The sequence below is a fragment of the Pseudomonas sp. 21615526 genome, from assembly GCF_013386245.1.
Taxonomy (GTDB): Bacteria; Pseudomonadota; Gammaproteobacteria; order Pseudomonadales; family Pseudomonadaceae; genus Aquipseudomonas.
The window spans coordinates 243,391-270,312 of the sequence record NZ_JACAOM010000029.1; the positions used below are offsets into that span (position 1 = coordinate 243,391).

The window sequence follows — 26,922 nt, forward strand, 5'->3', positions numbered from 1 at the left end:
AAAAGACAGAACAGAAAAACTTTCGTCGTTTCAATTGTAATAATATAACATGTCTTTTTATTTCCAACGATGGACCTGCTCATGAACGCGCTGACTCTGCCCGATATCGCCGCGCAGGCTTCACGCCAAGCCTTGCCGCTCGATTGGGTGGGCATGTGCGGCATTGCCCTGCCCATTCTGATCGACGGCCAAAGCCTTAGCGCCACGGCTGATGCCGGCGTCAGCCTGGACGACGGCGAGGCCCGTGGCATTCATATGTCTAGGCTTTACCTGGCGCTGGAAATGCTTGAACAGCAACCGCTTTCGCCAGCACTGCTGCGCAGTGTATTGCAACGTTTTCTCGACAGTCATGAAGGTTTATCCACAAATGCCTACCTGCGAATTCATGCAGGTCTGTTGCTGAAACGTCCGGCGCTGGTCAGCCCGTTGGCCGGCTGGAAAAGCTATCCGGTGAGCATCGAGGCGCGCCTGGAAAACCAGATGTTCCACGTGGAACTAAAAATTGACGTTACTTACTCTTCAACCTGCCCTTGCTCCGCTGCCCTCGCCAGGCAATTGATTCAGCAGCAATTTATCGAGGACTTTGCCGGCACACCGCTGCAGCACGAAGACGTACTGACCTGGCTCGGCAGCGCAAACGGCATCGTCGCCACGCCCCACAGCCAGCGCAGCAGCGCGCTGTTGCAGGTCCGGCTTCAAGGCGATCAGCCAACACTGCCGCTGACCCAGTTGATCGACGAAACCGAAGCCGCCCTCGGCACTGCCGTGCAAACCGCCGTAAAGCGTGCAGACGAACAAGCCTTCGCCCTGGCCAACGGGCAGAACCTGATGTTCTGCGAAGACGCCGCCCGCCGCCTGAACCTCGCCTTGAAACGCTCGGATGCGGTCAATGCCTTCCACTTGAGAGTGATCCACGCCGAAAGCCTTCACGCGCACGATGCCGTGGCCGAAAGCCGCTGGACGAGACCTTCCGAATGATCACCTGCACCGCTTTGCGCTGGGGCGCCCCCGGCCAACCACTGACCCCCGCCGTGGATTTCACCCTGGAAAAAGGCAGCCTTACCGGCATCATCGGCGCCAACGGCACCGGCAAAAGCAGCCTGCTGAAAGTTATCGCCGGATTGCAGAAGCCACTGGCGGGGAAAGTGACGATCGATGTTCCACGCCGAGGTGGCCTGTCGTTTTTGCCCCAGCAACAGAACCTCGACCGCCAGTTTCCTATCAGCCTTGAAGAATTGGTGGCCGCCGGTTTTTGGGGCAGCAGGCAAACCCCGCAACAACGTACCGAACGCCTGAGCGCCGTGCTCGAAGACTGGTGCCTCAGCGGCCTGGAGCATCGGCCGTTGATGGCCTTGTCGGGCGGCGAACTGCAACGCGCCCTGCTCGCCCGCATGAGCCTGGCCGAGTCGCCGATATTGCTGCTGGACGAACCCCACGCCGCCCTCGACGAAGACGGCCAGGCGCTGTGCTGGAAACACATCCACGCCTGGCACGACGCAGGCCGCACGGTGGTCGTGGTGTGCCATGACCTCGGCTCCGTACGCCAACACACCCAGCAAGTGGTGCAGATCAAAAGCAGTGGCTGCGTGTTCGGCTCCAGCAAAGAACTGATCCGCCCGCAGCCGCAAATGCAGGTGGCCTGATGCACTTCGCCGCCCACCTGTGGATGCCGTTTCTCGATTTCGTTTTCATGCGCCGCGCGCTCGTCGGCGGTCTGGTATTGGCATGCAGCACCGCGCCGCTCGGGGTGTTCCTGATCCTGCGCCGCATGAGCCTGATCGGTGACGCGGTGTCCCACGGCATCCTGCCCGGCGCCGCACTGGGCTTCTGGTTTGCCGGCCTGAGTTTGCCCGCGCTGACCATCGGCGGCCTGGGCGCCGGCCTGAGCATGGCCGGCCTCGCCGCCTGGATTACCCGTCGCACCGGGCTGAAGGAAGACGCCAGCCTCGCCGCCATCTACCCGATCTCCCTGGCCAGCGGCGTGCTGATCCTCGGCCTCGCCGGAAAACGCCTGGACCTGCTGCACCTGCTGTTCGGCTCGGCCCTGGCGGTAGACGGCCCGACCCTCACCGGCATGCTGTGGGTCTCGGGCTTCAGCCTGGTCGCCATGGTGGTGATCTACAAACCGCTGCTGCTGGACACCCTCGACCCGCTGTTCCTGCAAACCGTCAGCCGCCTCGGCCCGCTGGCCCACGGCCTGTTCCTGACGCTGGTGGTGCTGAACCTGGTGATCGGTTTCCAGGCCATCGGCGCGTTGATGGTGGTCGGCCTGATGATGTTGCCGGCGATTGCTTCACGTTTCTGGAGCCGGCGCCTGCCGGTGTTGATCGCCATATCAGCGGTGCTGGGATGCCTGTCGGTCTGGCTTGGCTTGTTGCTGTCGTTCTACTACTCGCTGCCCAGCGGCCCGGCAATTGTGCTGGTGGCTGGCGGCTGGTACCTGCTGTCCGTGGTCTTCGGTCCGGTGCACGGCTTGCTGCGCCGCCCGCCTTTGCTTACATCCCAATGAGGTGTTTCCCGATGCGCGCTCTACTCGTGCTGTTCAGTGTGTTGCTGCCGCTGTCGTTCGCGACGGCCCAGGCTGCCGACAAGCTTCAGGTGGTTACCAGCTTCAGTATTCTTGACGACATGACCCACCAGGTCGGTGGCGATCATATCCAGATCAGCAACATGGTCGGCCCCGACGCCGACGCCCACACCTACGAACCAACACCGGACGATGCCAAGGCCCTGCTCAAGGCCAAGGTGATCATCAAGAACGGCCTGGGCTTCGAGCCGTGGCTGGATCGCCTGGTCACCAGCACCGAGACCAAGGCCACTGTGGTCACTGCGAGTAAAGGCGTGCTCTCCCACACCATGGAAGAAGACGGCGAAACCATCCCCGACCCGCACGCCTGGCACAACCTGGCCAACACCGTTATCTACGTGAACAACATCACCAAGGCGCTGATCGCTGCCGACCCGGCCAACAAGGCCGACTACGAGCACAACAGCCAGGTGTACCTGAAAGAAATCTACCGCCTGCTGGCTGAAGCCAAGGCCAAGTTCGGCGCGCTGCCACCGGGTAACCGTCGCATCGTCACCTCTCATGACGCCTTCGGCTACCTGGGCCAGGCCTACGGTATCGAGTTCCTGTCGCCTCAAGGCCTGTCCACCGAACGTGAACCGTCGGCCGCCGAAGTCGCCACGCTGATCACCCAGATCCGCAAGGACAAGGTCAAGGCCGTGTTCATGGAAAACATCAAGGACTCGCGTCTGCTCCAGCAGATTGCTGATGAGAGCGGCGCGCAGATCGGCGGCACGCTGTACTCGGACGCCCTGGCTGCAGAAGGTCCGGCCAGCACCTTTACCGGCCTGTTCGAATACAACCTCAACACCCTGTGCGCGGCCCTGAGCAAGCCATGAGCCTGAGCATGCTTGACCTGGAAGAGGCTGCCATCGGCAGCCGCTTTCCACTCGATAGCGTGCTCGACGCCCTGCCGTGGAACAGCGATGGCCTGATCGCCGCCATCGCCCAGCAACACGGCAGCGGCGAAGTGTTGATGCTGGCCTGGATGAACCGCCAGGCCCTCGACGAAACCCTGGCCACCAGGCACGTCTGCTACTGGTCCCGCTCGCGCCAGCAACTGTGGCGCAAGGGCGAAACCTCGGGCCACTGGCAACTGCTGGTGGAGGCCCGCCTGGATTGCGACGGCGACGCGGTATTGCTGATCGTCGACCAGCAAGGCCCGGCCTGCCACACCGGCCGGCCCACCTGCTTCTACAACGCCATCGACGGCCATCACGTAAACATCATCACCGCGCCTCTCAAGGAACCTGACCCATGATCCGCAAGAACCCTTCCGGCGATCTGCCCGTGATTGCCGAATCGGCCTACGTCGACAAAACCGCAATCATCTGCGGCAAGGTGATCATCGGCGAAAACGTATTTGTCGGCCCTTACGCGGTGATCCGCGCCGACGAAGTCGACGCCAACGGTGACATGGACCCGATCACCATCGGTGCCAATTCGAATATCCAGGACGGCGTGGTGATCCACTCCAAATCCGGCGCCGCCGTAACCATCGGCGAGTTCACCTCCATCGCCCACCGCTCCATCGTCCACGGGCCCTGCACCGTTGGTGACCGTGTGTTCATCGGCTTCAACAGCGTGCTGTTCAATTGCGTCGTCGGCGATGGCTGCGTGGTGCGGCACAACTCTGTAGTCGACGGCCGCGATTTGCCCGACGCGTTCTACGTGCCCTCCACCACCCGCATCGGCCCCAACACCGACCTGTCCCAGTTCCCGCCGGTGAGTGTCAGCGCTTCGGAGTTTTCCGAAGACGTGGCACGCACCAACGTCGACCTGGTACTGGGTTACAAAGCCCTGCAAAACGAGTTCTGACCATGAGCCGCCTGCTGATCCGCAACGCCCGCCTGGTGAACGAAGGCGAGGAATTCGAGGCTGACCTGCTGGTCGCCAATGGCCGTATCGAGAAGATCGCCGGCAGCATCGACAACGCCAACGCCACCGTGGAAATCGACGCCCAAGGCCAGTGGCTGCTGCCGGGAATGATCGACGACCAGGTGCACTTCCGAGAGCCCGGCGCGCCGGACAAAGGCAGCTTCTACAGCGAGTCCCGTGCGGCGGTGGCCGGTGGCATCACCAGTTTCATGGACATGCCCAACACCAACCCGGCGACCCTGAACCTGGATGCCCTGGCCGACAAAAAGCGCCGCGCGGCGCTGCATTCGGTGGCCAACTATGGTTTTCACTTCGGAGTGAGTAACGACAACCTCGACACCGTCGCCGCGCTGGACCCGCGGGAAGTCGCCGGGGTCAAAGTGTTCATGGGTGCGTCTACCGGCAATATGCTGGTGGATGATCCGAAGATCCTCGAGCGTCTGTTCGCCGAGGTGCCGACCATTCTCCTGGCCCACTGCGAGCACACCCCCAGCATCCTGGCCCGCGAGCAAAGGATGCGCGAGCGTTTCGGTGAGCACATTCCTGCCGTGGCACACCCGCTGATCCGCGATGCCGAGGCCTGCTATCGCTCCTCGTCCCTGGCGGTGGAACTGGCCAAGCGGCACGGCACGCGCCTGCATGTGTTGCACATCACCAGCGCCCGGGAATTGGTGCTGTTCGAAGATAAACCCCTGGCGCAAAAACGCATCACGGCGGAGGTCTGCCTGCATCACCTCTTGTTCGATGACCGCGACTACGCCCGCCTCGGCCACCAGATCAAATGCAACCCGGCGATCAAGACACGCGCCGACCGCAACGCCCTGCGCCTGGCATTGTTGAGTGATCGTCTGGATGTAATTGGCAGTGACCATGCGCCGCACACCTGGGCGCAAAAACAGCTGCCGTACCGCGAAGCGCCGTCAGGCTTGCCGCTGGTGCAACACGCCCTGCCGGCGCTGCTGGAATTGGTCGCCGACGGCCTGCTGCCGCTGACCACGCTGGTGGCGAAAACCAGCCATCGGGTCGCGGACCTGTTTGCGATCCCCGACCGTGGCTACCTGCGCGAAGGCTATTGGGCCGACCTGGTGCTGATCCAACCCGAGCCTCACGGCAAACCCGTCAGCAGCCAGCCGATCCTGGCCCGTTGCGGCTGGACGCCCTTTGCGGGGCGCAGCTTCCGGCACAGCGTCAGCACCACGCTTGTGTCCGGCCACCTGGCCTGGCACGACGGGCGCGTGCACGACAGTTGCCAGGGGTTGCCGCTGCATTTCCAGCGTTGAAGAGACTCTGTACCTGGCAATCCAATCAAATGTGGGAGCGGGCTTGCTCGCGAATGCGGTGGGTCAGCCAATACACCTGTGACTGATTCACCGCATTCGCGAGCAAGCCCGCTCCCACATTTTGATCGGGGTATGTCTTAGGTTAAGCGCGGGGTTTGACCGTACCGCAGTTGCTGCCCAACCACTGCGCGTGGGTGTCCAGGCTGCCCTTCTGCTGTACGCCGGTGGCGTTGAAGGTACCGTTAACCGTAGTGGTGAATTCCTGCTGGCTCTGGAACGTCGCCACGCCAGTGCCCTGGGCTTTCGGGCAGCTGAAACGGAATTTCCATTGGTTGCCGGTCTTGTCCGTCACTTCCTGCTTGCAACCCGATTGCGGGTCGGTCAGCGGGATGGAATCGGACGCCACCTGGGCCGGGGTCAGGCACACCTGTACGCCTTTGCCGGCCATGGTGATGCCTTGCTTCTCAAGCATCGCGCGTTGTTCCGGGGTCATCTGTTGCTTGAGCTGACCGAGGATCAGCGACAAGTCCGGCAGGTCCTGGTTATCGACCTTCATGTTGCTGGTGGTCAACTCCCACAAGCCCGGCGCCAACATCTGCGCTTGCGCCGCCACAGGCAGCGTCAAACCAACAACCATGGCCAAACCAAGCAGACGAGCATTCATCGGGTAACTCCTGGGCAATTGTCGGCGTTAGACGCCGCAAAAGCGCCAGTGTTGCACAGCAAATAAAATAGCGACATTCGTGGCCGAACATGGTCTGTTAGGCACTTGTTCGTCAGGAGTACCGTTGTCCATGGATTTCTTTGGCCCGCACCTGCTCGCCTATTTCATTGCCACCCTGCATTTTCTGGGCACCCTCGCCGCCATCCATGCGGTGCTGACCGTCAGGACCGCCCAAGGCTCGATTGCCTGGGCATTGTCGCTGATGTTCATCCCCTACCTGACGCTGATTCCCTACCTGATCTTTGGCCGGAGCACTTTCGACGCCTACATTCAGGCGCGGCGCCAGGCCAACCAGGAAATGCACAAGGCGATCACCGAGCTGAACTGGCGCCCATGGGTTGAAGAGGCATTGGCCGCGCGCAACTCCCAGGCCTACGCTTCGCTACGGGCCATGCCCAAGCTGGGGCGCATGCCGTGCCTGGCGAATAATCAGGTGCGTTTGCTGATCAATGGCGAGGCTACGTTCAGCGCGATTTTCGAGGCGATTCGCTCGGCAAAGACCGCCGTGCTGTTCCAGTTCTTCATCATTCATGACGACGAACTTGGCCGCCAACTGCACACCTTGCTCAAGGAAAAAGCCGCCGAAGGCGTAGCCATTTTCGTGCTGTACGACCGTATCGGCAGCCATGCCCTGCCCCATCGTTATGTGCAGTCGCTACGAGACGCCGGGGTGCAGGTCAAGGCCTTCGCCACACGCAGCGGCTGGCTCAATCGCTTCCAGGTCAACTTCCGCAACCACCGCAAGATCGTGGTGGTGGATGGCATTACCGGGTTCGTCGGCGGGCATAACGTCGGCGATGAGTACCTGGGCAAGAAACCGCCGCTGGCGCCATGGCGTGACACCCATGTGCAAGTCAGCGGCCCGGTAGTAGCGTGCTTGCAGGAGTCGTTTGCCGAGGACTGGTTCTGGGCCTCGCGTGAGCTGCCGCCGTTGCTGCTGCCGGATACCTACCCGGACGACGGCGTACTCTGCCAGTTGCTGGCCAGCGGCCCGGCGGATCCCTACGAAACCTGCTCGCTGTTTTTCGTCGAGGCCATTCATGCGGCGACCGAGCGGGTGTGGATCACCAGCCCGTATTTCATTCCCGATGAGGCGGTGTTTGCGGCTTTGAGGTTGGCGGTATTGCGCGGTGTCGACGTGCGCCTGCTGCTGCCGTCACGGCCGGATCACCGCATCGTCTACGCCGCTTCCAGCCTGTATGCGATCGAAGCCGTGCGCGCCGGGGTGCGGGTATTTCGCTATACGCCAGGGTTCCTGCATCAGAAAGTGGTGTTGGTCGACCGTGAAATCAGCGCCATCGGCAGTGCGAACCTGGATAACCGCTCGTTCCGGCTGAATTTCGAAGTGATGTTGCTGACGGTAGATGACACTTTCGCCAGCCAGGTGGAGCACATGCTGCTGGAAGACTTCGCCCTGGCCCATGAAATCAGCCAGGAAGAAAACCGCCAGACCCACCGCCTGCAACAACTGGGCATGCGGATCGCGCGGCTGATTTCTCCAATTTTGTAAGGCTTGCACCGAATCCAATGTGGGAGCGGGCTTGCTCGCGAAAGCGGAGTGTCAGTCACTGAATGTGTTTCTGATACAACGCCTTCGCGAGCAAGCCCGCTCCCACATTCAGATCACCGGTAACATTGCTTACTGGTACAGGTCATCCCGCGTCCACGGCAGCTCATGGCTACCATCGGCATGGGGTTTCACCGCCAGAATCTGATGCAGGTTGATCCAGCCCCGGGCAAACGCATACGCACAGCCGGCCAGGTACAGGCGCCAAATGCGCAAGGCTTGTTCCGGCACCATCTTGCCTGCCGCTTCCAGGTTGTCTTCGAGGCGCTCGCTCCAGTGATCCAGCGTGCGCGCGTAATGCAGGCGCAGGCTTTCGACGTCGACGACTTCCAGGCCCACGTCGCTGATCTCGGCGGTCATCATCGACAGATGCGGCAACTCGCCGTTGGGGAACACATAACGCTCGATAAAATCCCCGGCGCCACGGCCTACGGGCCGGCCATCAATGTGCTTGGCGGTAATCCCGTGGTTCATCACCAGGCCGCCCTCACGCACCGCGCCGTAGAGAATCTTGCAGTACTCAGCCAGGTTGGCGTGGCCAACGTGTTCAAACATCCCCACGCTCACCACCTTGTCGAACCGGCCATCCTGGGGCAAGTCGCGGTAGTCGAGCAGCGTCAGCTCTACCTGGTCTTCCAGGCCTTCGGCCTTCACCCGCTCCCGGGCCAGCGCCAGCTGTTCCTTGCTCAGGGTGATACCAAACACCTTGACCCCGAATTCCCGCGCGGCATACCGCGCCAGCCCACCCCAACCGCAGCCCACGTCGAGCAAATACTCCCCCGGCTGCAGCCGCAATTTGCGGCACAGGTGGCGGAATTTGTCTTGTTGGGCTTGATCAAGGGATTCGCTGCCGGTTTCGAAATACCCGCAGGAATAGGCCATGTCGCGGTCCAGCCACAGCTGGTAGAACTCGTTGGACAGGTCGTAATGGTAGGAAATAGCAGCTGCGTCGGTGGCCTTGTCGTGGATCGAGCGCACCGGACGACTCCCCTCGTCGTCATCAACCAGGGCATGACTCAACTCGTCAACGACCCTGATCACTTCGGAAATGGAGCCTTCCAGCTCCAGTTTGCCCTCGACGAAAGCTTCGCCCAGTGAATCGAGCGTCGGATGGCTGAGCTTTGAAACCATCATGGGGTCCTTGACCACAATGGTGACGCTGGGATCCGGGCCCAGGTTGAATTCATGGCCGTCCCAGAGTCGAAGACGCAGCGGTAGCTTGAGATTCTGTAAGGCCGGTGGAAGTTGCGCGAGCATGAGTAGTCCCCCCTTGTTTCAGACGTCTGAAATGAGGGTAGACCATCCACGGAAAAATTAGCAGGCTATCGAAACAATAGCGCTTTTCTATGGTGCCCGCCGCTGGAGCAAACCCTCCTGGACCCACTGTTTCAGCCAGGTAACCGCTTGCAATGGCGCGCCCTCCTGGTAAGTGACTGCCAACTCGGCACACAGTTCGGAAAAACTCCAACCGTTGGCGACCATGCCTGTCAGCGCGCAGGCTTGCGCAGGTTCAACGCTGCGGTATTGGCAGACATTCTGATGGCGCCAGACCAGGCACACCTGCGCCAATGGCAGGGCTTCGCTGCCGGGAAAGTCCCACTCGCCCTTGCTCGCACGCCAGATGCCCAGGCTGTTGAAATCACACAGCACCTGCTGCACCGAGGGCACGAACTGCACCTGCAACCCTGGCCAGTCTTCGGGCGGCAGCGTTGCCATGTCTTGCAGGGTCAACGGCTCGCCCTGCGGTGCATCAAAGGCCAGGGTGAATGCCCATTCGAGCCGCGCCAGCTCGGCAGGCGCCAAACCTTGCTCGCCATAATGTTCAACGATAAACCCGGGGAACCGCTCGCCAAACCAGCGCAGGCTGTAATGGGCCGAGGGATAACGGCATATATAGGCCGAACCCAACGCTGCAAACTCCTCGTCCCCCAGCCAATACCAGACGGCGCTGAAGTCATCGCGCAGCACCTCCTGCAATCGGGCGTGATAGGCGTTGTGGTAAATCGCCAGGCCCGTCTCGACATCCAGGGTCGGGCCGCCGATCAAGGTGGCGCTGAAGCTGTTGCTGGCAGTGGAAGACTCGGCCAGCAAATGCCGCTCAAAGGCCAATTGCCAATCGATCAGGCGCATAACGCTCTCCTGTCCAGCGCGCTCGCGCCCAGTTCACGGGCCTTGTTCAACTCGTCGAGCAGCTCCTGGACAGGCGGGAAATGGTCATCGCGTTCGAGCAAGGTCGAGACTGGCCCAAGGTGCTCCAGGGTCCGCTGGTACAGCGCCCACACCGGATCGCATACCGGATGGTCATGGGTGTCGATCACGTAGTCGCCGTAATCCATATGCCCGGCCAGGTGCAGTTGGCGGATGCTTTCGGGCGGCAGGTTGCGGATAAATTCCCAGGCGTCGAAGCCGTGATTGCGCGAGCTGACGTAGACGTTATTCACGTCCAGCAGCAACTGGCAGCCGGTGAGATGGGTCAGGGCGTTGAGAAATTCCCACTCGGTAAACTCATCCGCCTTGGAACGCACGTAGCTGGAGACGTTTTCCAGCACGAACGGACGCTGCAACACATCCTGCACCTGCCGCACGCGAGCGGCGACGTGGTACAGGCTTTCTTCGGTGTAGGGCAGCGGCAGCAAGTCATGCAACTGGTGCGCGTTGCCACGGCTCCAGCACAGGTGATCGGAAATCCACGCCGGCCGGATGCGCTCGGAGAGCTGCTTGAGTTGTTTCAGGTAATCGGTATCGAGGGCATGGGGCCCGCCGATAGACAGGGACACGCCATGCATCACCAGGGGATAACGCTCGGCTATCGCATCCAGGTAGTACAAGGCCTTGCCGCCCTGCACCAGATAATTCTCGGAGATCACTTCGAACCAATCCACGGCCGGCGATTGTTCAAGGATCTGCTGGTAGTACTCGCTGCGTAAACCCAGGCCGTAACCCAGACTCGGAAGGGAAGCGGACATAAAAACACTCCTGGGGAAAGTGTCCGCAGCGGCGGGGGGCCCGCTGCGGTTGCACTCGGTTGTCGGTTACTCGCCGACTTTGCCGCCTTTCTGGTCGCACATCGCCTTGCTCATCGACAGGAAGCCCTGGCCTTTGCAAGAACCCATGCCTTTGCAGGCGTGGTCTTTGGTTTTGCAGTCGTTCTGGCCTTTGCAGGCGTTGACGCCATAGCAATGGACCTGGGCGTCTGCTGCCTGTACCTGGGTGGCAACACCGGCAAACATGCCAGCAGCGGCGATAGCGAGGGCGGCACCAGCAGCAGCGGATTTGATGTTCATTGTGTATTCCTCATGATCGGTAGTGGAGCCGGTCTGAACGGATTGTTCAGTCTCGACATAGCACTAGAGTGAGGTCCCCCCATGGCGTTACAGCGCGACTGAAAAATTTATTCCTCGAGTTTCAATAGCGGCTCCTGGAACCGCAACAGACGCCCCGCATTGCCCAGCACCAGCAGCGTACTGAGGTTGTGCAGCACCGCCGCAATCATCGCGCCCGCCGCGCCCAGCCAGCCAAATGCGGCGAACACCACGATCGCCAGCGTCCAGCCCAGACCGATGATCACGTTAACCTGCAACGTGTGCCGGCACTGGCGACTCAAGCGCACACAGGTGCCCAGGCGCCGCAGGTCGCTGCCGATCAGCACCACGTCCGCCGATGCCAGCGCGATATCCGCCCCGCCCGCGCCCATCGCCACACCGACCACACCCGCCTTGAGCGCCAGGGAATCGTTGATCCCGTCGCCCACCACCATCGGCCGGAAACCGCTGCCGATTTCCCCCAGCACGCGGTTGAGTTTGTCCTCTGGCAAAGCCTGGGCTTCGACGTCGCTGATGCCCACTTCCAACGCCAGGCTGTCGGCCACGCTCTGGCGGTCGCCGGTCAGCAGCAGTTGGCGACCCAGGCCCAATTCACGCAGCTCTTTCATCGCTTGGCGCGCTTCAGGTTTCACGCTGTCCGCCAGCAACAGCCAGGCAAGGAATTGCCCGTTCAACGCAAGCCCGGCAATCGGGCCGTCGTGATTGGGGACCGCCGTGGTCGCGATGCCCAGTTGTTCAAACAATTCCGGCCGACCGAGGGCGGCTTCGCCCTGCCCGGTCTGCGCGACCACACCGAGGCCTTGGCGCTCGCGAATATCCGACAACACCAGCATCTGCTCTTGAGTCGCCAGCCCCGCCAATGCCCGGCTGACCGGGTGGCTGCTGGCCGAACCGAGGCTGGCCGCCAGGTTGAGCAGCACTTGCCGATCCGGCTCGCGGGTGTCGATGGACTGCAAACGCAGGGTGCCAAACGTCAGGGTGCCGGTCTTGTCGACCACCAGGGACGTCAGGTCCGCCAGCTCTTCGAGAAACGCCGAGCTGCGAATCAGAATGCCGTGACGCGCCGCCACCGCAATGCCCGCAATCGCCGTGGCCGGAGCCGACAACACCAAAGCACACGGGCACGCCGCCACCAGCACCGCGAGCATCGCCTGGGCGTCGTTGGTGACAAACCAGGTGACCGCCGCCAGCAACAACACCAGCACCATGTAGCTGCCGGCGTAGCGCTCCAGCAATCGGGTGATCGGCGGCTTGGAACGTTCGGCGCTCTGCATCAGGGCGATGACTTTGCCCAGGGTCGACTCATTGCCGGTGCGGGTCACTTCCAGGCGCAGCAAACCGTCGAGGTTGATCGCGCCACCAAACACCTGCACGCCGACACTCGCTTCCAGCGGCACCGATTCACCGGTAATCGGCGCGGTGTCGAGGCTGGCCTGGCCCGACAGCACCACGCCGTCGGCGGGCACGCGGTCACCGGCACGCACTTCGACGATATCGCCGGTCTTCAGGATGCCGTTGTCCACTTCCAGGATCGTCCCGTCCGCCTGCACCAACCGTGCGTGGCTACGGGTCAGCTTGCCCAGGGCATGAATCGCTTCCTGGGAGCCGATGACGCTGCGCTCTTCCAGCACATGGCCGAAGATCATGATGATCGGCAGCAGCGCGGCGGTCAGCAGGTCACCGGTAGCCCAGGCGCCAAGCATGGCCAGGGCGATCAGTTGGTCGGTGATGCCATGCAAACTTGGATACCGCAGGCTGTACCAGGCCGAGCGCATCACGGGCACGGCCACCAGCAACGAGGCGACGCCCAGCAGCAATTGGCTCACGCCGGTCTGGTCCGGCGCCAGCCAGCGCCATACCAGGCCCAGGCTGAGCAGGCCCAGGGCGAGCATCGCCAGGGTCAGTTGCCGGGCGGCGCTGCGTTGTTCGGCCGATGAGAGCATCGGGGCGGCGTGGGCGGTCATTGTTCGGCTCCCTGAATGATCAGGCGGGAATCGTCTTTAGGGTCAACCGTGGTCACGGAGCCGGCCTGCCCGAGAATCTTCGGCAGGCGTTCGCGGTACAGGCGCAGCAACAGGCCGGGGTCTTGGACCTGGGCCAGGCTGGCGACGGTAGCGGTTTGCGCCTGGGCGTTGGACAGCCGTTCGCTGGCCTGGGCGTGAGCCACTTGCACGGCGCGGTCGGCGTCCTGGTTAGCGGTCTGGGTAAGTTTTTCGGCGTCGGTGCGCGCATTGGCCACCGCCTTGTCGGCTTGCTGGCTGGCGGTCAGCACTGCGTTGAAGGCATTGACCGCCGGGCCCGGCAAGCTCGATTGCACGTCGACCCGGGTGACTTCGATGCCCAGGCCAAGGCCGGTGGACGCCAGGTCAGCCAGGCGTTGATTGATGCCGCGCACCAGGTCGCCACGCAGCCGTTCGCGGCGTTCGGCGGCCTGGTTGTCGGCGCCGATCAACTCGGGGCGCGCCACCAGAATCGTGTCCAGATCCCGCGCCGCAGTCAGCACCACAGCGCTGCGGGTGACCAGTCGATCCAGCGCCGGCAGCACGTGATCGCCCTGCAACACAAACGCGTAGGGCTCGGTGACCTTGTAGAAGACCCGCACATCCAGTTGCACCACGCCGGCATCGCCGGTCAGCAGGTAACCGGAGCCGGCCAGGGCATCGCTCAGCGGTGTGGCAAAACTGGCCACGCGATCGGCTTGGGTGGCCGCATCGGAACGCAGCAGGTTTTCCACCCGGCGCTCGATCACCCGGTCCGCGGCGGGCAACAGCACCACTTGCTCGAACGGACGCGGCCAGGCCAGCAGCAGCCCGGCATTCTGGATCCGGTCCAGCGCACCGAAGTGCAACACCACGGCGCGGTTCTGCGGGTCGATCTGGCGCACGTTGGAAAACGCCCACGCCAGCGCGGCCAATACCGTCACCGCATACAGCGCCAGGAACGTCAGCCGTCCAGCCTGGATCCACGGGCTGTCGAGGCTTTCCCGCTCACTCATGGCTGGACATCCTTCGGCCCATCCACCAGCGCGCGGAAAGGCGCGGCATCGGTTCGCAGGATGATCTTGGTGCCCGGCGTGACCACTGTGCCAAGGGTGTCGAGGGAACGCAGCAGGTTATACAGCTGCGGATTGCCGGCGTAGGCACGGCCATAAATCTGCGCGGCTTCGACCCGGGATTGCGCTTCGATGTCGGCGGCTTTCACCGTGGCGTCGGCCTGGACGATCCGCGCATCACGCTCGGCGGCCGAACGGATCTGCGCCGCTTCACGCTTGCCCACGGCGGTTCGTTCCGTGGCGATGGTCTCGCGCTCGGCGCGCATGCGGTCGACGGTGGCGGCGAGGGTCACCGAGGGCAAGGTCAGCCGTTCGACACCCACCTGCACCACACGCACGCCATAGGTGGTGAGCAATTGTTGATCAATCTGCTGGCGCAACTGCGCTTCAAAATCGGCAATGCGCACCTGGCTGGCATCGGTGTTCACCAGGTTGGCCAGGTCGAAACTGGCGGCGGTGGTTTCCAGCGCCGAGCCGACAAAGGTGCGAATCTGCCGCGCCGCTTCATCCGGCTGGTTCTGCACCGCGCGCATAAAGCGCTGCACATTGTCGGGGTCGCCCTGCACCTGCCAGGCCACGTAGGCTTGCACGATGATCCGCAGGCCATCGCGGGTGCCCACATCCTGCAAACCGCTGGAGGTGGTGCGCAGGCGCAGGTCCACCGGAATCGCCGCCTCGAACGGCGCCGGCCAGCGCCAGCCCAGGCCCGGCTCCAGCAATACCCGCGACGGGTTGCCGAAGCGGGTAATCACCGTGGCTTCACCGGAACGCACCTGCACCAGGCTCGCCGCGGCGACCGCGAACAGCACGAGCAATACCGCCCAGCCCATACGCCGCCAGGGGAACGGGCCGGCTTCGTGCTCATCGCCATGATGGTGATGATGGTGGCCGTGGTGGTGACCATGGCCTGCGTGATCGTGAGAATGAGCGCTCAACAGATGAACTCCTTATTGAACGGCTTTACGCGGCACCGCAGGGTCGGCCGGCAAGGTAAAGGAACGCAGATCGATGGTCGGTGCGCCACTGGCGCCCAGGCGATGATCAAGAATGAGTAATTTGGCGTGGGCCAGGCCCTGGCTCAGTTGGCTCAGGTACTGCTCCAGCACGAAGGCCTGGCCCGCTTGCTGATAGGCCTTTTGTTCGGCACTGAAGCGCAGATCCGCCGCCTGGGCGCCAGCACTGACTTCGTGAGCCGTGGCCTGGGCCTGGTCGCGGGCGGTGCTGGCTTGCAGCAACGCCTGGTTGGTCTGCTCACTGGCAGCGCCGCGCTCCCGGGAAATCAGCGCCTGGGCGCCGATCTGCGCAGCTTGCACCGCGTGGTAGGCATTCGCCGCACCGGAGGGCGGGTGAATGGCTTCCACCACGGTGGCGAGAATTTCCACGCCGCTGTCGAGTTTCTTCAGGTCCGCTTGCACCGCCTGGCCAATTTCATCGGCGAGGCTGTTGCGTTCCTCACCCAGCAATTCATCAAGGGTTCGCGAGGCAAACTCGTGCACCAGGATGCGGCTGGCGGTGCTGCGGATCAGCGTGGGCACATCGGCGCTGTTATAGGTGGCGGCGAGTGCGGCCTGGTCGGTCAAGCCGATGCGGTACACAAAGCGCACGTCCATATTGACGATCTGGAAGCTCTGTTTGTCGCCGCTGCTGCTGGCGATCACCTGGGATTTGTCATTCACATGGCTGGCGTCCCACAGGCGGTTGGCGATCAGCGGCGCCGGGCCCTCGGCCGGAGCGACGTCGGTGTTTGCCGCTTCGCCAACGCTGGTGGCCAGCTCATGGACCACGCCGTTTTCCACGTTCAGTACGCGACCCAGCGGCCACGGCAAACCGGCATGCAGGCCAGGCCCGAAGACCTCCACCGGCTTGCCAAAGCGTTCATAGATCCCACGGCTTTGCAGGGCGACTTCATGCACGCCGGTCAGCAACCAGCCTACGGCCAGCACCACCACCAGCACTGGCAGGAATGCCCGGCGCATATAGGTGAAGGCCCAGATCTGCCGCAGGTCGATGCCGAAACGGTTGTGCAGTTCGTGCTGCAAGGCGAGCAACGGTTGCGGCGGCCAGCGCAGCATCCCGGCGATAAAACTTTGCGCCATCAGGCGCGGTTCAAGCCGCTCCTGGCGCGGGCTGAACAGCGACAGCAGGCCTCTTAGTAGAAACTCCAGCGCCACCAGGGCCGGCAACAGGCCGATCAACACGGCCAGGCGCAGAGGCCATACGGACTCTTCACCGGCAAACAGCAGACAAATCGCACTGATCACCAGGCAGATAATCGCCACCCGGCTCAGTTGCGCCAGTTGCACCGCTTCCGGCCATTGGGCGGTGCTTTCCTGGGCCATGCGCCGTTCAAACACCAGCAAGCCGAATGCCAGTGCCAAGGCAATGGCGGCGCCCACACTGGCAGCCTGGCCCAGCGCCGCGGCGGGCAAGGTCAAGCTCCAGAATTCCAGAACGCTGAAGAATGCCAGCAACGACCAGCCGCACAGCCAGAACACCGGTGCGCCAATTTGCACCAGCAAGCCGTTACCGACGCGACCGAACTGGCGGTTTAGCCAGCCAGGTTCTTCTTGTGGCAGCGGCGGTTCGATCAGCCGTGCAGCCGGCTCCTCCAGCGCCATGGCCCGCCAATCCGCGACCCACCACGCCGATTGCAAGCCAGCCACCAGCACCAGCAACGCCGAGGCGCAGTTGATCAGCACCACCGGCCAGATCGACAGCGGGGCGAACAGCGCCACAAACAGCGCCAGCATCCAGCCGCCGACCGCCAGCACCGTCAGGCCAATGCCGGCCTGCCTTAACCGGCGGGCATGAAACAACCCCTGCTGAAAACGCGGCAGCCCTTCGATGGCCACGTCATCAGCGTCTAGATCCACTCGCATCCCCAAACGCCCACCCAGAAACAATTAGTTACTCTATAACCCGAAGCGTGAAATTTTTGTTTGGTTTCACACAGATAGTGACGAAAGCCCCAGAAACACGAGCCATCACTGGTTTCAGCGGTGATAAATCGGCACACTCCCCAGAGTTTTTCGCGGGCTTACGGACAAGGAAGCGTCACTCCCCATGATTTCGATCTATCAGCTTAAACCGCGTTTTCAGAACCTGCTGCGCCCGCTGGTGCAGCGCCTCTACGACAACGGCACCACCGCCAACCAGATCACCGTGCTGGCCGGGGTGGTTTCCCTGCTGGTGGGATTGCTGATTGCCGGCTTCGCACAACATGTGTGGCTGTTTGCGCTGATCCCGCTGTGGATGATCCTGCGCATGGCCCTCAATGCCATCGACGGCATGCTCGCCCGGGAATTCGGCCAGCAGTCGCGACTCGGCGCCTACCTCAATGAACTGTGCGACGTGATCGCCGACAGCGCACTGATCCTGCCGTTTGCGCTGATCCCCGAGGTCAGCCTGGCGCCGGTATTGCTGGTGACGCTGCTGGCGGTGTTCAGCGAATACGCCGGCGTGCTCGGGCCGATGGTCGGGGCCTCGCGGCGCTACGACGGCCCGATGGGCAAGAGCGATCGGGCATTTGTGCTCGGGGTGCTGGCCACCGGCGTAGCGCTGGGCTGGCTGGGTGCCGGTTGGGTCGAAGCGGTGATGTGGCTGGTCGCGGCGTTGCTGGCCTACACCCTGGTCAACCGCGTGCGCCAAGGCTTGAAAGAAGAAACGAACACCTCCCCTTCTGCATAAGGATTTTGCGATGCGTGAACAGCAAGAGCACACCTTCAGCACCCATGACGGGGTGGAGCTTTTCTACCGTCATTGGCCCGCCACCGCACCCGCGGGCTTTGCGCCGCGCAAGGCGATCTTGCTGTTCCATCGCGGCCACGAGCATTCCGGTCGTATCGCCCACCTGGTGGACGAGCTGAACCTGCCGGAGTTCGACTTCTTCGCCTGGGACGCCCGTGGCCACGGCCAATCCCCCGGCGCGCGCGGCGACAGCCCGAGCTTCGCCACCAGTGCGCGGGACGTGCAGACTTTCGTTGACCATATCGGCAGCGCCTACAACATCGAGGAAGAACACCTCGCAGTGATCGCCCAAAGCGTCGGCGCGGTGATCGCGGCCACCTGGGTGCACGACTACGCGCCGAAGATTCGCTCGCTGGTACTCGCCTCCCCCGCATTCAAGGTCAAACTCTACGTGCCCTTCGCCCGGCCGGGCCTGGCGTTGATGCGCAAGTTTCGCGGCAACTTTTTCGTCAACAGCTACGTCAAGGCCAAGTTCCTGAGCCATGACCCGGAGCGCGTGGCGTCCTACGACAGTGATCCGCTGATCACCAAAGCCATTTCCGTGAATGTGCTGCTGGGCCTGTACGAAGCGGCCGACAGGGTTGTAGCCGATGCCCAGGCAATTCAGGTACCGACCCAACTGCTGATCTCCGGCTCGGACTTTGTGGTGCACCGCAAACCCCAGCAGCAGTTTTTCGACCGCCTCGGCAGCTTGAAGAAAGAGCTGCACATACTCCCCGGCTTCTTCCACGACACCCTCGGTGAACGTGACCGCGCCGTGGCCTTGAGCAGCGCCCGGCGCTTTATCCTGCAGAACTTCGAACACCCGCTGGACCGCGCCTCCTTGCTGGATGCCGACAGGATTGGCCTGACCTGCGCCGAATCCGAGTCCCTCGCCGCGCCGTTGCCACGCAACTCCCTGCGCGACCTGTACTGGCGCATGACCCGCGCCAGCATGGGCCTGGGCAGCAAACTGTCGGATGGCGTGAAGCTCGGTTTCGACACCGGCTTCGACTCCGGCAGCACCCTGGACTACGTATACCGCAACAAACCCACCGGCAAAGGCGGGCTGGGGCGGATGATCGACACCAACTACCTGAACTCCATCGGCTGGCGCGGTATTCGTCAGCGCAAGTTGAACGTGGAAGAACTGCTGCGCCTGGCGATGGCCAAGCTGCGGGACGAGCAGCGGGAAGTGCGCATCGTCGACATCGCCGCCGGGCATGGTCGGTACATTCTGGAAGCCTTGCAGGGCGTTTCGCCGTTGCCGGAATCGATCCTGCTGCGGGACTACAGCGATATCAACGTGCGCGACGGTGGCGCGCTGATTCGTGAAAAAGGGCTGGGGGATATCGCCCAGTTCGTCAAAGGCGATGCGTTTGACCGGGCGGACCTGGCAGCGCTGCAGCCCAAGCCGACGCTGGCGGTGGTGTCCGGGCTGTATGAATTGTTCGCGGATAACGCGATGGTCGGTGGCTCGCTCGCCGGTTTGGCCGAAGCCGTGGAGCCCGGTGGTTATCTGGTGTACACCGGCCAACCGTGGCACCCGCAACTGGAACTGATCGCCCGCGCCCTCACCAGCCACCGCCAGGGCCAGGCCTGGGTAATGCGCCGGCGCAGCCAGGCGGAAATGGATCAACTGGTGGCAGCCGCCGGTTTCCGCAAGATCACCCAACGCGTGGATGAGTGGGGGATTTTCAGCGTGTCCCTGGCACAGCGAGTCTGACCCATGCGTGAACCGGGCCTGTTGAAACCGGCGGTGCTGTGGCTGCTGCTGTTGGCGCCGCTGTTTTTCAGCACCTACGGCTTTGCCACGTGGGTCACCAGCCAGCGCAGCGACGTGGGCACGATGGTGTTCGGCTGGGAAACCCATATCCCGTTCTGGGCCTGGACCATCGTGCCCTACTGGTCGATCGACCTGCTCTACGGTTTCTCCCTGCTACTCCCAAGCACCCGCCATGAACTGAAACAACATGCCTTGCGCCTGCTGACGGCCCAAGTGATTGCCGTCACCTGCTTCCTGATCTGGCCCTTGCGTTTCACCTTCGAAAGACCGGAGCTGGACGGCGTGTTTGGCTGGCTGTTTGCGGTACTCGCCGGGTTCGACAAGCCGTTCAACCAGGCGCCGTCATTGCACATCGCGCTGCTGGTGGTGCTGTGGATAATGTATCAGCGGCATAGCCAGGGCCTGTGGCGCTGGCTGGTGCATGGCTGGTTCGCGTTGATCGGCCTTTCGGTGCTGACCACTTATCAACATCACTTTATTGACTTACCCACAGGCGCCCTCGCCGGCTGGATGTGCGTGTGGCTGTGGCCGCTGGAACATCCGAGCCCGCTGCTGAATGCCCAGCTGACCAGGGACCGCCAGCGTTGGCGCCTGGGACTGCGCTATGGCTTCGGGTCGCTGGTGTGTTTGATCCTGGCGTTTTCCCTTGGCGGCGGCTGGTTGTGGCTGCTTTGGCCGGCGGTATCCCTTGGCTTGATGAAGGCGAATTACCTGGTACTGGGCGTTGCGGGATTTCAGAAACGCGCCGACGGACGACTCACTCCGGCGGCGCGCTGGTTGTTGGCGCCTTATCTGGTGGCCGCCTGGATCAATTCCCGCCTGTGGACACGTAGACATCCACAGCCCGATCAGGTTGTGGATAACGTTTGGCTGGGGCGAATTCCCACCAGCGGCGAGCTGGGATCATTCAAGGCGGTGGTCGATCTGTGCGCCGAATTGCCGATTAATCCACAGGGTCGCGCCTACTACAGCCTGCCAGTGCTCGACCTGACGGCGCCCACTGCAGCGCAATGCGTGGAAGCCGCCCAAGCGATAGAGCGGCTACGCTCAGCCGGACCCTTGCTGGTGTGCTGCGCCCTCGGTTACTCACGCAGCGCCAACGCCGTGGCTGCATGGCTGCTACATACCGGGCGCGCAGGCAATGTCGACGAGGCGGTGGCTATTATTCGTACAGCACGCCCACGTGTGGTCCTGCATTCCGCGCATCGTGAAGCCCTGGAGGGTTTAGCCCATGCCCGCTGATATGGAATTACAGGTCGTCGCCAGCCTGCTGCGGCGGGGCCGTTCCCTGGATCAGTTATCCACAGGCCTGACCTTGCTCGGCGTACTGTTCGGCCTCGCTCAACTGCTGATGGCCAGCATCACGCCGGTCTGCCTGATCCTCAGCCTGTGGATGATTGTGCTCGGGCTGCTGGAAAAATATTGGGCGCTGCGGGTGGCCTTCGACGCCGACCTGTTCGCCCTGCTCGCCCGCGACACCGACCGCACGCCCGACTTCGACCAGGCCATGCAAACCCTTGGCCTGCAATCCGCCAAACGCGCAGGCCGCCCCTGGACCGAGCGCCGTCGCGGCGCCCTGAAACTGTTGCGCAAGCAAGCCTACCTGCTGGCGGCGCAAGTGCTGCTGACCGTGGCCGTCATCCTGGCCAGCCCCTGGCTGCCCTTCGCCGGATAAGGAATCCCCATGTTCGAACCCGTGGTCGCCACCCTGATTACCTCCATGGCCCGCACCGTCACCGGCGCCCGCAGCCTGTGGCTTGGCTGCGCGCCGGTGCCGGTGCAACGCATCTACTACGCCAACCACAGCAGCCACGGCGATTTCGTGCTGCTGTGGGCCTCGTTGCCGCAGAACCTGCGTAAATTCACCCGCCCGGTGGCCGGCAGCGACTACTGGAACACCAGCGCCCTGCGCCGCTACATCATCAACCGGGTGTTCAACGGCGTGCTGATCGACCGCGAGCGCAAGGACCCTGTGGATAACCCTCTGGCGCCGATGCTTCAGGCCCTGGAAAACGGCGACTCGCTGATCATCTTTCCCGAGGGCACGCGCAACCTGGAAGACGGCCTGTTGCCGTTCAAAAGCGGGCTGTATCACCTGGCCAAGAGTTATCCACAAGCCGAATTGATCCCGGTGTGGATCGCCAACCTCAACCGGGTCATGCCCAAGGGCCGTGTGCTGCCGCTGCCCTTGCTGTGCACCACCAGCTTCGGCGCACCGCTGCAACTGGAGGACGGCGAAGACAAGGCGCTGTTCCTCGCCCGCACCCGCGACGCCTTGCTCGCCCTTGCCCCGGAGCATTCCTGAGATGGATAGCCAAACCCTGATGTTGTTCGGCGGGATCGGCGCGATCCTGGTGCTCGCCTCGCTGATCGGCCTGATCCTCAAACTGCGCACCCGTGGCACACCCAACGCGGTGATCGACAACCTCAACGCCCGCATCAATGCGTGGTGGGTGATGGTGGTGGTGATCGGCATTGCGTTCTGGCTCGGCACCGGCGCGGTGATCCTGCTGTTTTACGCCGTGTCGTTCTATGCCCTGCGGGAATTCCTCACGCTGACACCCACCCGGCGCAGCGATTACCCGGCGCTGGTGGCGGCCTTCTACTTGGCGCTGCCGCTGCAATACCTGCTGATCTACTTCGACTGGTACGGGCTGTTCTCGATCTTTATCCCGGTGTACGTGTTCCTGCTGCTGCCGATCCTCGCGTCACTGGGCGGCGACAGCACGCACTTCCTGGAGCGGGCGTCGAAGGTGCAATGGGGGCTGATGATCGCGGTGTTCTGTGTGTCCTTCGTGCCGGCGCTGCTGACCCTGGATATCGTCGGCTACGAAGGCCGCAACCTGCTGCTGATTGCCTACCTGGTGATCGTGGTGCAACTGTCGGACGTGTTGCAGTACGTGTGCGGGAAGCTGTTCGGCAAACACAAGATCGCGCCCAACCTGTCGCCATCGAAAACCGTGGAAGGGTTTGTCGGCGGGATCCTGCTGTCATCCCTGATCGGCGCGGCGCTGTGGTGGACCACGCCGTTCAATCCCTGGCAGTCGTTCCTGATTGCGCTGTTGATCAACCTGCTGGGGTTTGCCGGCGGGATCGTGATGTCGGCAATCAAGCGCGACCGCGGCGTGAAGGATTGGGGGCACATGATCGAAGGGCACGGCGGGATGCTGGATCGGCTGGATTCAGTGTGTTTTGCCGCGCCGATCTTCTTTCATCTCGTGCGCTACTGGTGGACCTGACGACCACCTCCCTCCCCAAATCCACACAACCCCAGTGGCGAGGGAGCTTGCTCCCGCTGGAGTGCGCAGCGCTCCCAGGATTTTGGGGCCGCTACGCAGCCCAGCGGGAGCAAGCTCCCTCGCCACAGGGCATCGCGTCAGCCTTTGGCTCTTCGCGCCTTGAAGAACTCGCTCAACACCGTCCCGCACTCCTCGGCCAACACCCCGCCTTCATACAGCACTCGATGGTTGAGAAAGCCCTGGGTAAAAAACTGCCCCTGGCTTTGCACAATCCCGGCTTTCGGCTCCAGCGCACCGTACACCACCCGGGCAATGCGCGAATGCACGATCAGCCCAGCGCACATGCTGCACGGCTCCAGCGTGACGTAGAGCGTGCTGCCAGGCAGCCGGTAATTGCTCACGGCCTGGGCCGCCGCCCGAATCGCGACCATCTCGGCATGCGCACTGGGGTCGTTGCCGCTGATGGGGCAGTTGAAGCCGCGCCCGATTACTTCGCCATCCTGCACCAGCACCGCGCCCACCGGCACTTCGCCCAGCGCGGCAGCCTGGGCAGCCAGGGCCAGCGCTTCACGCATGAAGTCCTGGTCGCGGCTGCGGTCGATAATCGCAGTGGGGCGAAACTGGCGCATCACGCCACCTCGATGGCGGCCATCAGGCCGGTTTCCATGTGGTCGATCACATGGCAGTGGAACATCCAGACACCCGGGTTATCCGCCACCAGCGCCACGCGGGCACGCTCGTTCTTGCCCAGCAGGTAGGTGTCGGTGAAGTACGGAATCACCTTGTGGCGGTTCGAGGCGATCACCTTGAAACTCATGCCGTGCAGGTGGATCGGGTGTTGGTACTGGGTCATGTTCTTCAATTCGAAAATGTAGCTTTTGCCCTTTGCAAGCTTGGCAATCGGGCGGTCGGCGCAGGTCTTGTCGGTGATGTCCCAGGCCTGGCCGTTGATCTGCCACAGGCTCGGTGGCTTATTGTCCACGTTCACCGAGACCGATCCAACCCATTCGAAATTGAAGTTGAGTTTCTCGGCATTGGCCAGGTCCGGCTCGGCAATCGGGTTCGCCGGCAACGCAGGCGGCCATTCGGTCGCCGTGTCGGTGCTGGCCACCGAGCGGAAGGTGCCCAGGCGTACCGGGCCGTTGCGGATCGACAACTCTTCACCGGCGGGCGGCGCCTTGATCGCCAGGCAGATGCGCATGCCAGGGCCGAGCCAGTATTCCTTGCCCAGCGGGCGCGGTTCGATGGGGTTGCCGTCCAGGGCATAGATCTGCGCTTCAACGTCGGGGATGTTGATGCGATAGGTCAGGGTGTTATCGAGGTTGAGCAGGCGCACACGGGTGATCTGCCCGGCCGGCAAATCAATCACCGCCTGGGACACGCCATTGATGGTCGACAGGCGTCCGGCGGTGCCGCCCCGGGCCGCTTCGCGGGGAATGCTGAAGGCGACAAAGGCGCCCTCTTCGTCCACGTGCCAGCTTTTCAGGCTCAGGGTGCGTTCGTGCTTGAAACCGGTGGGTTCGCGCTCTTCAATGATCAGCGGGCCCACCAGGCCACGGCCCAGTTCTTCGCTGCTGTTCACGTGGGGGTGATACCAATAGCTGCCGGCATCGGGCACGCGGAATTTGTAGTCGAAGTATTCGCCCGGCAGTACCGGCAATTGCGAGACATACGGCACGCCGTCCATTTCCAGCGGCAGGCGTATGCCATGCCAGTGGATGGTGGTGGCAACCGGCAGGTGGTTGATAAAGCGCACCCGCAGCCATTCACCCTGGCGCACCCGCAACTCGGTGCCCGGCGCCGAAGGGCCGAAGGCCCAGGCCTGGGTCTTGTGCCCCGGCACCAGCTCCACGTCCAGCGGCGCGGCGATCAGCTCGTAATCGTGCCCCGCCTCGGCCTCGGCCACCTTCCCGAGCCAGTAGCGATAGGCGCCACCGGCACCGACGCCCACCACCGCGAGACCGGCAAGACCACCCAGGATTTGTCGACGGGAAAACGATTGGGACACAACAACCTCACGTATCTGCCGCGGGTCCGAGACCCGCAAAGGGCAGATACCATACACCGGCATCACCTAAACAGTAAGGGTTCGCATTGCCACATGTGGGAGCGGGCTTGGTGTGGGAGCTGGCTTGCCTGCGATGGCATCACCTCGGTGCAACTGAAATACCGAGGTGACGCCATCGCGGGCAAGCCCGGCTCCCACACAAGTCATACATTGGATCTTCGTTACTTCAGGCCTTGGCGGCGGCCAGAATCAAGGCTTTCATCTCGGCGACGGCGCCTTTGAAGCCGACGAACAGCGCGTGCGCCACCAGCGCATGGCCGATGTTCAGCTCGTTGATGCCCTTGATCGCAGCCACGGCTTCGACGTTATGGTAGTGCAGGCCGTGGCCGGCGTTGACGATCAGGCCTTCGCCCAGGCCGCAGTTGACGCCGTCGATGATGCGCTGTAATTCGTCGGCAACTTCGGTCGGCGTGGTCGCGTCGGCATAACGGCCCGTGTGCAGTTCGATGGCCGGGGCACCGACACGGCGCGAAGCTTCGATCTGGCGCTCGTCGGCATCAATGAACAGCGAGACTTCACTGCCGATCTTCGACAGGCGCTCCACGGCGGCCTTGATCCGCGCTTCCTGGCCAGCCACATCGAGGCCGCCTTCGGTGGTCAGTTCCTGGCGGGTTTCCGGCACCAGGCAGATATGCGCCGGGCGGATGCGCTCGGCGAACGCCATCATTTCCTCGGTGACGCCCATTTCGAAGTTCATGCGGGTTTGCAGCACGTCCTTGAGCAGCAGCACGTCGCGCTCCTGGATGTGGCGCCGGTCTTCGCGCAGGTGCACGGTGATGCCGTCGGCGCCCGCTTCTTCGGCGTCCAGCGCGGCCTTGACCGGGTCCGGGTAACGGGTGCCCCGGGCCTGGCGCAGGGTGGCTACGTGGTCGATGTTCACGCCGAGAAGAATGCGATTGCTGGTGGTCACGAAAAGCGCTCCTGAAGAGGGAAGGAATCGCTGCACAGCATACACGGGGATGTCAGGGCTTTCGAAACAACTCGCGGCTGACCAGTGGCCGACCGCCCAGATGCACGGCCAGGGCTTGGCGCATCAGGCGCTTGGCGGCGGACAGGGCGCCGGGGGCGGTCCAGTCGGCTTCGCTCATGGCGAGCAATTCGGTGCCCTGGAACAGGCCGGGTTGCAGCAGGTAGACCCGCTCCAGGCCTGCGTCCACTTGCAGGCGGTACATGCCGTCGGCGGCGATGGGCTCGCCGTGCAGGTCGTTGCTCAGTTCGAAGCCGTAGCCCAAGTCATCCAGCAGGCGCCATTCGAATGCGCGCAGCAGCGGTTCCAGGGGACGGCCTTCGGCGAGGGCGAGCAAGGTGGCGGCATAATGATCGAAGACGCCGGGGTGCGGGTCTTCGGCGGGGAGCAGGCGGATCAGCAATTCGTTGAGGTAGAGGCCGCTGAACAGCGCCTCACCGTTGAGCCAGTTGGAGGCGCCGGCAGCTTCCATGCGGCCGACGTTCTTCAGCTCGCCGCGTCCACGAAACTCCACTTCCAGGGCCACGAAGGGCCGCGCCAGGGTGCCGGCCTTGCCGCGTGCACTGCGCAAGACCGCGCGCAGGCGGCCTTGGGGCGTGAGGAAGTCCACCAGGGCGCTGGTCTCGCGGTAGGCGCGGCTGTGCAAGACGTAGGCGGGTTGGCCGGTGGGTGGGGTTTGAGACATGGGGTTCTCGCTGCGGGAACACGGTCTGGAAAACAACGACTATCCAATGTGGGAGCGGGCT

At 63.0% G+C, this 26,922-nt stretch carries 27 protein-coding genes; 14 read left to right on the top strand and 13 right to left on the bottom strand.

What is annotated here, in order from left to right; all coding sequences use genetic code 11:
- The first annotated feature begins 81 nt into the window (after positions 1–81).
- The 7 genes from folE2 to HX786_RS10880 are packed head-to-tail and all read left to right on the top strand — an operon-like array spanning position 82 to position 5,724.
- Positions 82–978 carry a GTP cyclohydrolase FolE2 gene (folE2, locus tag HX786_RS10850; protein ID WP_134327557.1) on the top strand — a complete coding sequence of 299 codons (897 nt, stop codon included), beginning with the start codon at positions 82–84 and terminating at the stop codon, positions 976–978.
- Positions 975–1,643: a metal ABC transporter ATP-binding protein gene (locus HX786_RS10855; RefSeq protein WP_008439505.1), complete on the top strand. Its 669-nt coding sequence runs from the start codon at positions 975–977 to the stop codon at positions 1,641–1,643. The genes folE2 and HX786_RS10855 overlap by 4 nt, the downstream gene beginning before the upstream one ends.
- The gene (locus HX786_RS10860) at positions 1,643–2,509 is read left to right on the top strand and encodes a metal ABC transporter permease (RefSeq protein ID WP_134327559.1); all 867 of its coding nucleotides are present in this window, start codon (positions 1,643–1,645) and stop codon (positions 2,507–2,509) included. The genes HX786_RS10855 and HX786_RS10860 overlap by 1 nt, the downstream gene beginning before the upstream one ends.
- An 11-nt stretch (positions 2,510–2,520) precedes the next feature.
- Entirely contained in the window at positions 2,521–3,405 is an 885-nt protein-coding gene (locus HX786_RS10865; protein WP_003213485.1) for a metal ABC transporter substrate-binding protein, read from the top strand.
- A complete protein-coding gene (gene hisI, locus HX786_RS10870) occupies positions 3,402–3,827 on the top strand; it encodes a phosphoribosyl-AMP cyclohydrolase (protein ID WP_003213487.1) in 426 nt (141 codons plus the stop codon). Before HX786_RS10865 ends, hisI begins: the two co-directional genes overlap by 4 nt.
- Complete coding sequence (locus HX786_RS10875) at positions 3,824–4,384, top strand: DapH/DapD/GlmU-related protein (protein ID WP_087694587.1); 561 nt, start codon at positions 3,824–3,826, stop codon at positions 4,382–4,384. Before hisI ends, HX786_RS10875 begins: the two co-directional genes overlap by 4 nt.
- A 2-nt stretch (positions 4,385–4,386) precedes the next feature.
- Positions 4,387–5,724: a dihydroorotase gene (locus tag HX786_RS10880; protein ID WP_008439513.1), complete on the top strand. Its 1,338-nt coding sequence runs from the start codon at positions 4,387–4,389 to the stop codon at positions 5,722–5,724.
- A gap of 142 nt (positions 5,725–5,866) precedes the next feature.
- On the opposite strand, the gene HX786_RS10885 is transcribed toward HX786_RS10880, so the two are convergent.
- On the bottom strand, positions 5,867–6,388 hold the full coding sequence (locus HX786_RS10885; RefSeq protein ID WP_003213494.1) for a DUF3617 domain-containing protein: 522 nt from the start codon (positions 6,386–6,388) through the stop codon (positions 5,867–5,869).
- A gap of 130 nt (positions 6,389–6,518) precedes the next feature.
- Between HX786_RS10885 and cls the strand changes: the two genes are divergently transcribed.
- Positions 6,519–7,958 carry a cardiolipin synthase gene (cls, locus tag HX786_RS10890; RefSeq protein ID WP_003213496.1) on the top strand — a complete coding sequence of 480 codons (1,440 nt, stop codon included), beginning with the start codon at positions 6,519–6,521 and terminating at the stop codon, positions 7,956–7,958.
- A gap of 129 nt (positions 7,959–8,087) precedes the next feature.
- On the opposite strand, the gene cfaB is transcribed toward cls, so the two are convergent.
- The 8 genes from cfaB to hflK (HX786_RS10930) form a co-directional block, all read right to left on the bottom strand.
- Positions 8,088–9,272 (bottom strand): C17 cyclopropane fatty acid synthase CfaB, encoded by a 1,185-nt coding sequence (gene cfaB / locus HX786_RS10895; protein ID WP_177022405.1) that lies wholly within the window; start codon positions 9,270–9,272, stop codon positions 8,088–8,090.
- Positions 9,273–9,359: 87 nt separating this feature from the next.
- On the bottom strand, positions 9,360–10,145 hold the full coding sequence (locus HX786_RS10900; RefSeq protein ID WP_178912041.1) for a DNA-binding domain-containing protein: 786 nt from the start codon (positions 10,143–10,145) through the stop codon (positions 9,360–9,362).
- Complete coding sequence (locus HX786_RS10905) at positions 10,136–10,981, bottom strand: DUF692 domain-containing protein (protein WP_178912042.1); 846 nt, start codon at positions 10,979–10,981, stop codon at positions 10,136–10,138. Before HX786_RS10905 ends, HX786_RS10900 begins: the two co-directional genes overlap by 10 nt.
- Positions 10,982–11,047: 66 nt before the next feature.
- A complete protein-coding gene (locus HX786_RS10910) occupies positions 11,048–11,299 on the bottom strand; it encodes a hypothetical protein (RefSeq protein ID WP_003213503.1) in 252 nt (83 codons plus the stop codon).
- 107 nt (positions 11,300–11,406) lie between these two features.
- Positions 11,407–13,302 (bottom strand): cation-translocating P-type ATPase, encoded by a 1,896-nt coding sequence (locus HX786_RS10915; protein WP_178912043.1) that lies wholly within the window; start codon positions 13,300–13,302, stop codon positions 11,407–11,409.
- Positions 13,299–14,333 carry a protease modulator HflK gene (gene hflK / locus HX786_RS10920; RefSeq protein WP_003213508.1) on the bottom strand — a complete coding sequence of 345 codons (1,035 nt, stop codon included), beginning with the start codon at positions 14,331–14,333 and terminating at the stop codon, positions 13,299–13,301. Before hflK (HX786_RS10920) ends, HX786_RS10915 begins: the two co-directional genes overlap by 4 nt.
- Positions 14,330–15,328 carry a protease modulator HflC gene (hflC, locus tag HX786_RS10925; protein WP_161635746.1) on the bottom strand — a complete coding sequence of 333 codons (999 nt, stop codon included), beginning with the start codon at positions 15,326–15,328 and terminating at the stop codon, positions 14,330–14,332. Before hflC ends, hflK (HX786_RS10920) begins: the two co-directional genes overlap by 4 nt.
- Positions 15,329–15,337: 9 nt before the next feature.
- Positions 15,338–17,269 carry a protease modulator HflK gene (gene hflK / locus HX786_RS10930; protein WP_177050690.1) on the bottom strand — a complete coding sequence of 644 codons (1,932 nt, stop codon included), beginning with the start codon at positions 17,267–17,269 and terminating at the stop codon, positions 15,338–15,340.
- Between the two features lie 184 nt (positions 17,270–17,453).
- On the opposite strand from hflK (HX786_RS10930), the gene HX786_RS10935 reads away from it, so the two are divergent.
- The 6 genes from HX786_RS10935 to HX786_RS10960 are packed head-to-tail and all read left to right on the top strand — an operon-like array spanning position 17,454 to position 23,141.
- Positions 17,454–18,077 (top strand): CDP-alcohol phosphatidyltransferase family protein, encoded by a 624-nt coding sequence (locus HX786_RS10935; protein WP_003213515.1) that lies wholly within the window; start codon positions 17,454–17,456, stop codon positions 18,075–18,077.
- A gap of 10 nt (positions 18,078–18,087) precedes the next feature.
- Positions 18,088–19,842 (top strand): bifunctional alpha/beta hydrolase/class I SAM-dependent methyltransferase, encoded by a 1,755-nt coding sequence (locus HX786_RS10940; protein ID WP_178912044.1) that lies wholly within the window; start codon positions 18,088–18,090, stop codon positions 19,840–19,842.
- Positions 19,843–19,845: 3 nt separating this feature from the next.
- Positions 19,846–21,144 carry a phosphatase PAP2/dual specificity phosphatase family protein gene (locus HX786_RS10945; protein WP_178912045.1) on the top strand — a complete coding sequence of 433 codons (1,299 nt, stop codon included), beginning with the start codon at positions 19,846–19,848 and terminating at the stop codon, positions 21,142–21,144.
- Positions 21,134–21,577: a hypothetical protein gene (locus tag HX786_RS10950; protein WP_003213520.1), complete on the top strand. Its 444-nt coding sequence runs from the start codon at positions 21,134–21,136 to the stop codon at positions 21,575–21,577. The genes HX786_RS10945 and HX786_RS10950 overlap by 11 nt, the downstream gene beginning before the upstream one ends.
- A gap of 9 nt (positions 21,578–21,586) precedes the next feature.
- Positions 21,587–22,207 carry a 1-acyl-sn-glycerol-3-phosphate acyltransferase gene (locus HX786_RS10955; protein ID WP_003213522.1) on the top strand — a complete coding sequence of 207 codons (621 nt, stop codon included), beginning with the start codon at positions 21,587–21,589 and terminating at the stop codon, positions 22,205–22,207.
- A 1-nt stretch (position 22,208) separates the two neighbouring features.
- The gene (locus HX786_RS10960) at positions 22,209–23,141 is read left to right on the top strand and encodes a phosphatidate cytidylyltransferase (protein ID WP_003213523.1); all 933 of its coding nucleotides are present in this window, start codon (positions 22,209–22,211) and stop codon (positions 23,139–23,141) included.
- Between the two features lie 137 nt (positions 23,142–23,278).
- On the opposite strand, the gene tadA is transcribed toward HX786_RS10960, so the two are convergent.
- The 4 genes from tadA to recO all read right to left on the bottom strand — a co-directional run bounded on the left by tadA (position 23,279) and on the right by recO (position 26,861).
- Positions 23,279–23,770, bottom strand: a complete 492-nt coding sequence (gene tadA / locus HX786_RS10965) for a tRNA adenosine(34) deaminase TadA (protein ID WP_178912046.1) — start codon at positions 23,768–23,770, stop codon at positions 23,279–23,281.
- Entirely contained in the window at positions 23,770–25,149 is a 1,380-nt protein-coding gene (locus tag HX786_RS10970; RefSeq protein ID WP_087695164.1) for a multicopper oxidase family protein, read from the bottom strand. The genes tadA and HX786_RS10970 overlap by 1 nt, the downstream gene beginning before the upstream one ends.
- 226 nt (positions 25,150–25,375) lie before the next feature.
- Positions 25,376–26,119 (bottom strand): pyridoxine 5'-phosphate synthase, encoded by a 744-nt coding sequence (gene pdxJ / locus HX786_RS10975; protein ID WP_063033049.1) that lies wholly within the window; start codon positions 26,117–26,119, stop codon positions 25,376–25,378.
- Between the two features lie 52 nt (positions 26,120–26,171).
- The gene (recO, locus tag HX786_RS10980; protein ID WP_003210428.1) at positions 26,172–26,861 is read right to left on the bottom strand and encodes a DNA repair protein RecO; all 690 of its coding nucleotides are present in this window, start codon (positions 26,859–26,861) and stop codon (positions 26,172–26,174) included.
- Positions 26,862–26,922: the final 61 nt, after the last annotated feature.

Excerpts from the sequence above, each read along its gene's own strand:
- HX786_RS10905 (WP_178912042.1), bottom strand. The coding sequence starts at position 10,981 with ATGTCCGCTTCCCTTCCGAGTCTGGGTTACGGCCTGGGTTTACGCAGC.
- hflK (WP_177050690.1), bottom strand. The coding sequence starts at position 17,269 with ATGCGAGTGGATCTAGACGCTGATGACGTGGCCATCGAAGGGCTGCCG.
- cls (WP_003213496.1), top strand. The coding sequence starts at position 6,519 with ATGGATTTCTTTGGCCCGCACCTGCTCGCCTATTTCATTGCCACCCTG.
- folE2 (WP_134327557.1), top strand. The coding sequence starts at position 82 with ATGAACGCGCTGACTCTGCCCGATATCGCCGCGCAGGCTTCACGCCAA.
- HX786_RS10945 (WP_178912045.1), top strand. The coding sequence starts at position 19,846 with ATGCGTGAACCGGGCCTGTTGAAACCGGCGGTGCTGTGGCTGCTGCTG.
- HX786_RS10915 (WP_178912043.1), bottom strand. The coding sequence starts at position 13,302 with ATGACCGCCCACGCCGCCCCGATGCTCTCATCGGCCGAACAACGCAGC.
- HX786_RS10940 (WP_178912044.1), top strand. The coding sequence starts at position 18,088 with ATGCGTGAACAGCAAGAGCACACCTTCAGCACCCATGACGGGGTGGAG.
- HX786_RS10855 (WP_008439505.1), top strand. The coding sequence starts at position 975 with ATGATCACCTGCACCGCTTTGCGCTGGGGCGCCCCCGGCCAACCACTG.
- cfaB (WP_177022405.1), bottom strand. The coding sequence starts at position 9,272 with ATGCTCGCGCAACTTCCACCGGCCTTACAGAATCTCAAGCTACCGCTG.
- HX786_RS10860 (WP_134327559.1), top strand. The coding sequence starts at position 1,643 with ATGCACTTCGCCGCCCACCTGTGGATGCCGTTTCTCGATTTCGTTTTC.
- hflK (WP_003213508.1), bottom strand. The coding sequence starts at position 14,333 with ATGAGTGAGCGGGAAAGCCTCGACAGCCCGTGGATCCAGGCTGGACGG.
- recO (WP_003210428.1), bottom strand. The coding sequence starts at position 26,861 with ATGTCTCAAACCCCACCCACCGGCCAACCCGCCTACGTCTTGCACAGC.
- HX786_RS10875 (WP_087694587.1), top strand. The coding sequence starts at position 3,824 with ATGATCCGCAAGAACCCTTCCGGCGATCTGCCCGTGATTGCCGAATCG.
- HX786_RS10950 (WP_003213520.1), top strand. The coding sequence starts at position 21,134 with ATGCCCGCTGATATGGAATTACAGGTCGTCGCCAGCCTGCTGCGGCGG.
- HX786_RS10935 (WP_003213515.1), top strand. The coding sequence starts at position 17,454 with ATGATTTCGATCTATCAGCTTAAACCGCGTTTTCAGAACCTGCTGCGC.
- HX786_RS10960 (WP_003213523.1), top strand. The coding sequence starts at position 22,209 with ATGGATAGCCAAACCCTGATGTTGTTCGGCGGGATCGGCGCGATCCTG.
- HX786_RS10865 (WP_003213485.1), top strand. The coding sequence starts at position 2,521 with ATGCGCGCTCTACTCGTGCTGTTCAGTGTGTTGCTGCCGCTGTCGTTC.
- HX786_RS10880 (WP_008439513.1), top strand. The coding sequence starts at position 4,387 with ATGAGCCGCCTGCTGATCCGCAACGCCCGCCTGGTGAACGAAGGCGAG.
- HX786_RS10900 (WP_178912041.1), bottom strand. The coding sequence starts at position 10,145 with ATGCGCCTGATCGATTGGCAATTGGCCTTTGAGCGGCATTTGCTGGCC.
- HX786_RS10955 (WP_003213522.1), top strand. The coding sequence starts at position 21,587 with ATGTTCGAACCCGTGGTCGCCACCCTGATTACCTCCATGGCCCGCACC.
- tadA (WP_178912046.1), bottom strand. The coding sequence starts at position 23,770 with ATGCGCCAGTTTCGCCCCACTGCGATTATCGACCGCAGCCGCGACCAG.
- HX786_RS10910 (WP_003213503.1), bottom strand. The coding sequence starts at position 11,299 with ATGAACATCAAATCCGCTGCTGCTGGTGCCGCCCTCGCTATCGCCGCT.
- hisI (WP_003213487.1), top strand. The coding sequence starts at position 3,402 with ATGAGCCTGAGCATGCTTGACCTGGAAGAGGCTGCCATCGGCAGCCGC.
- HX786_RS10885 (WP_003213494.1), bottom strand. The coding sequence starts at position 6,388 with ATGAATGCTCGTCTGCTTGGTTTGGCCATGGTTGTTGGTTTGACGCTG.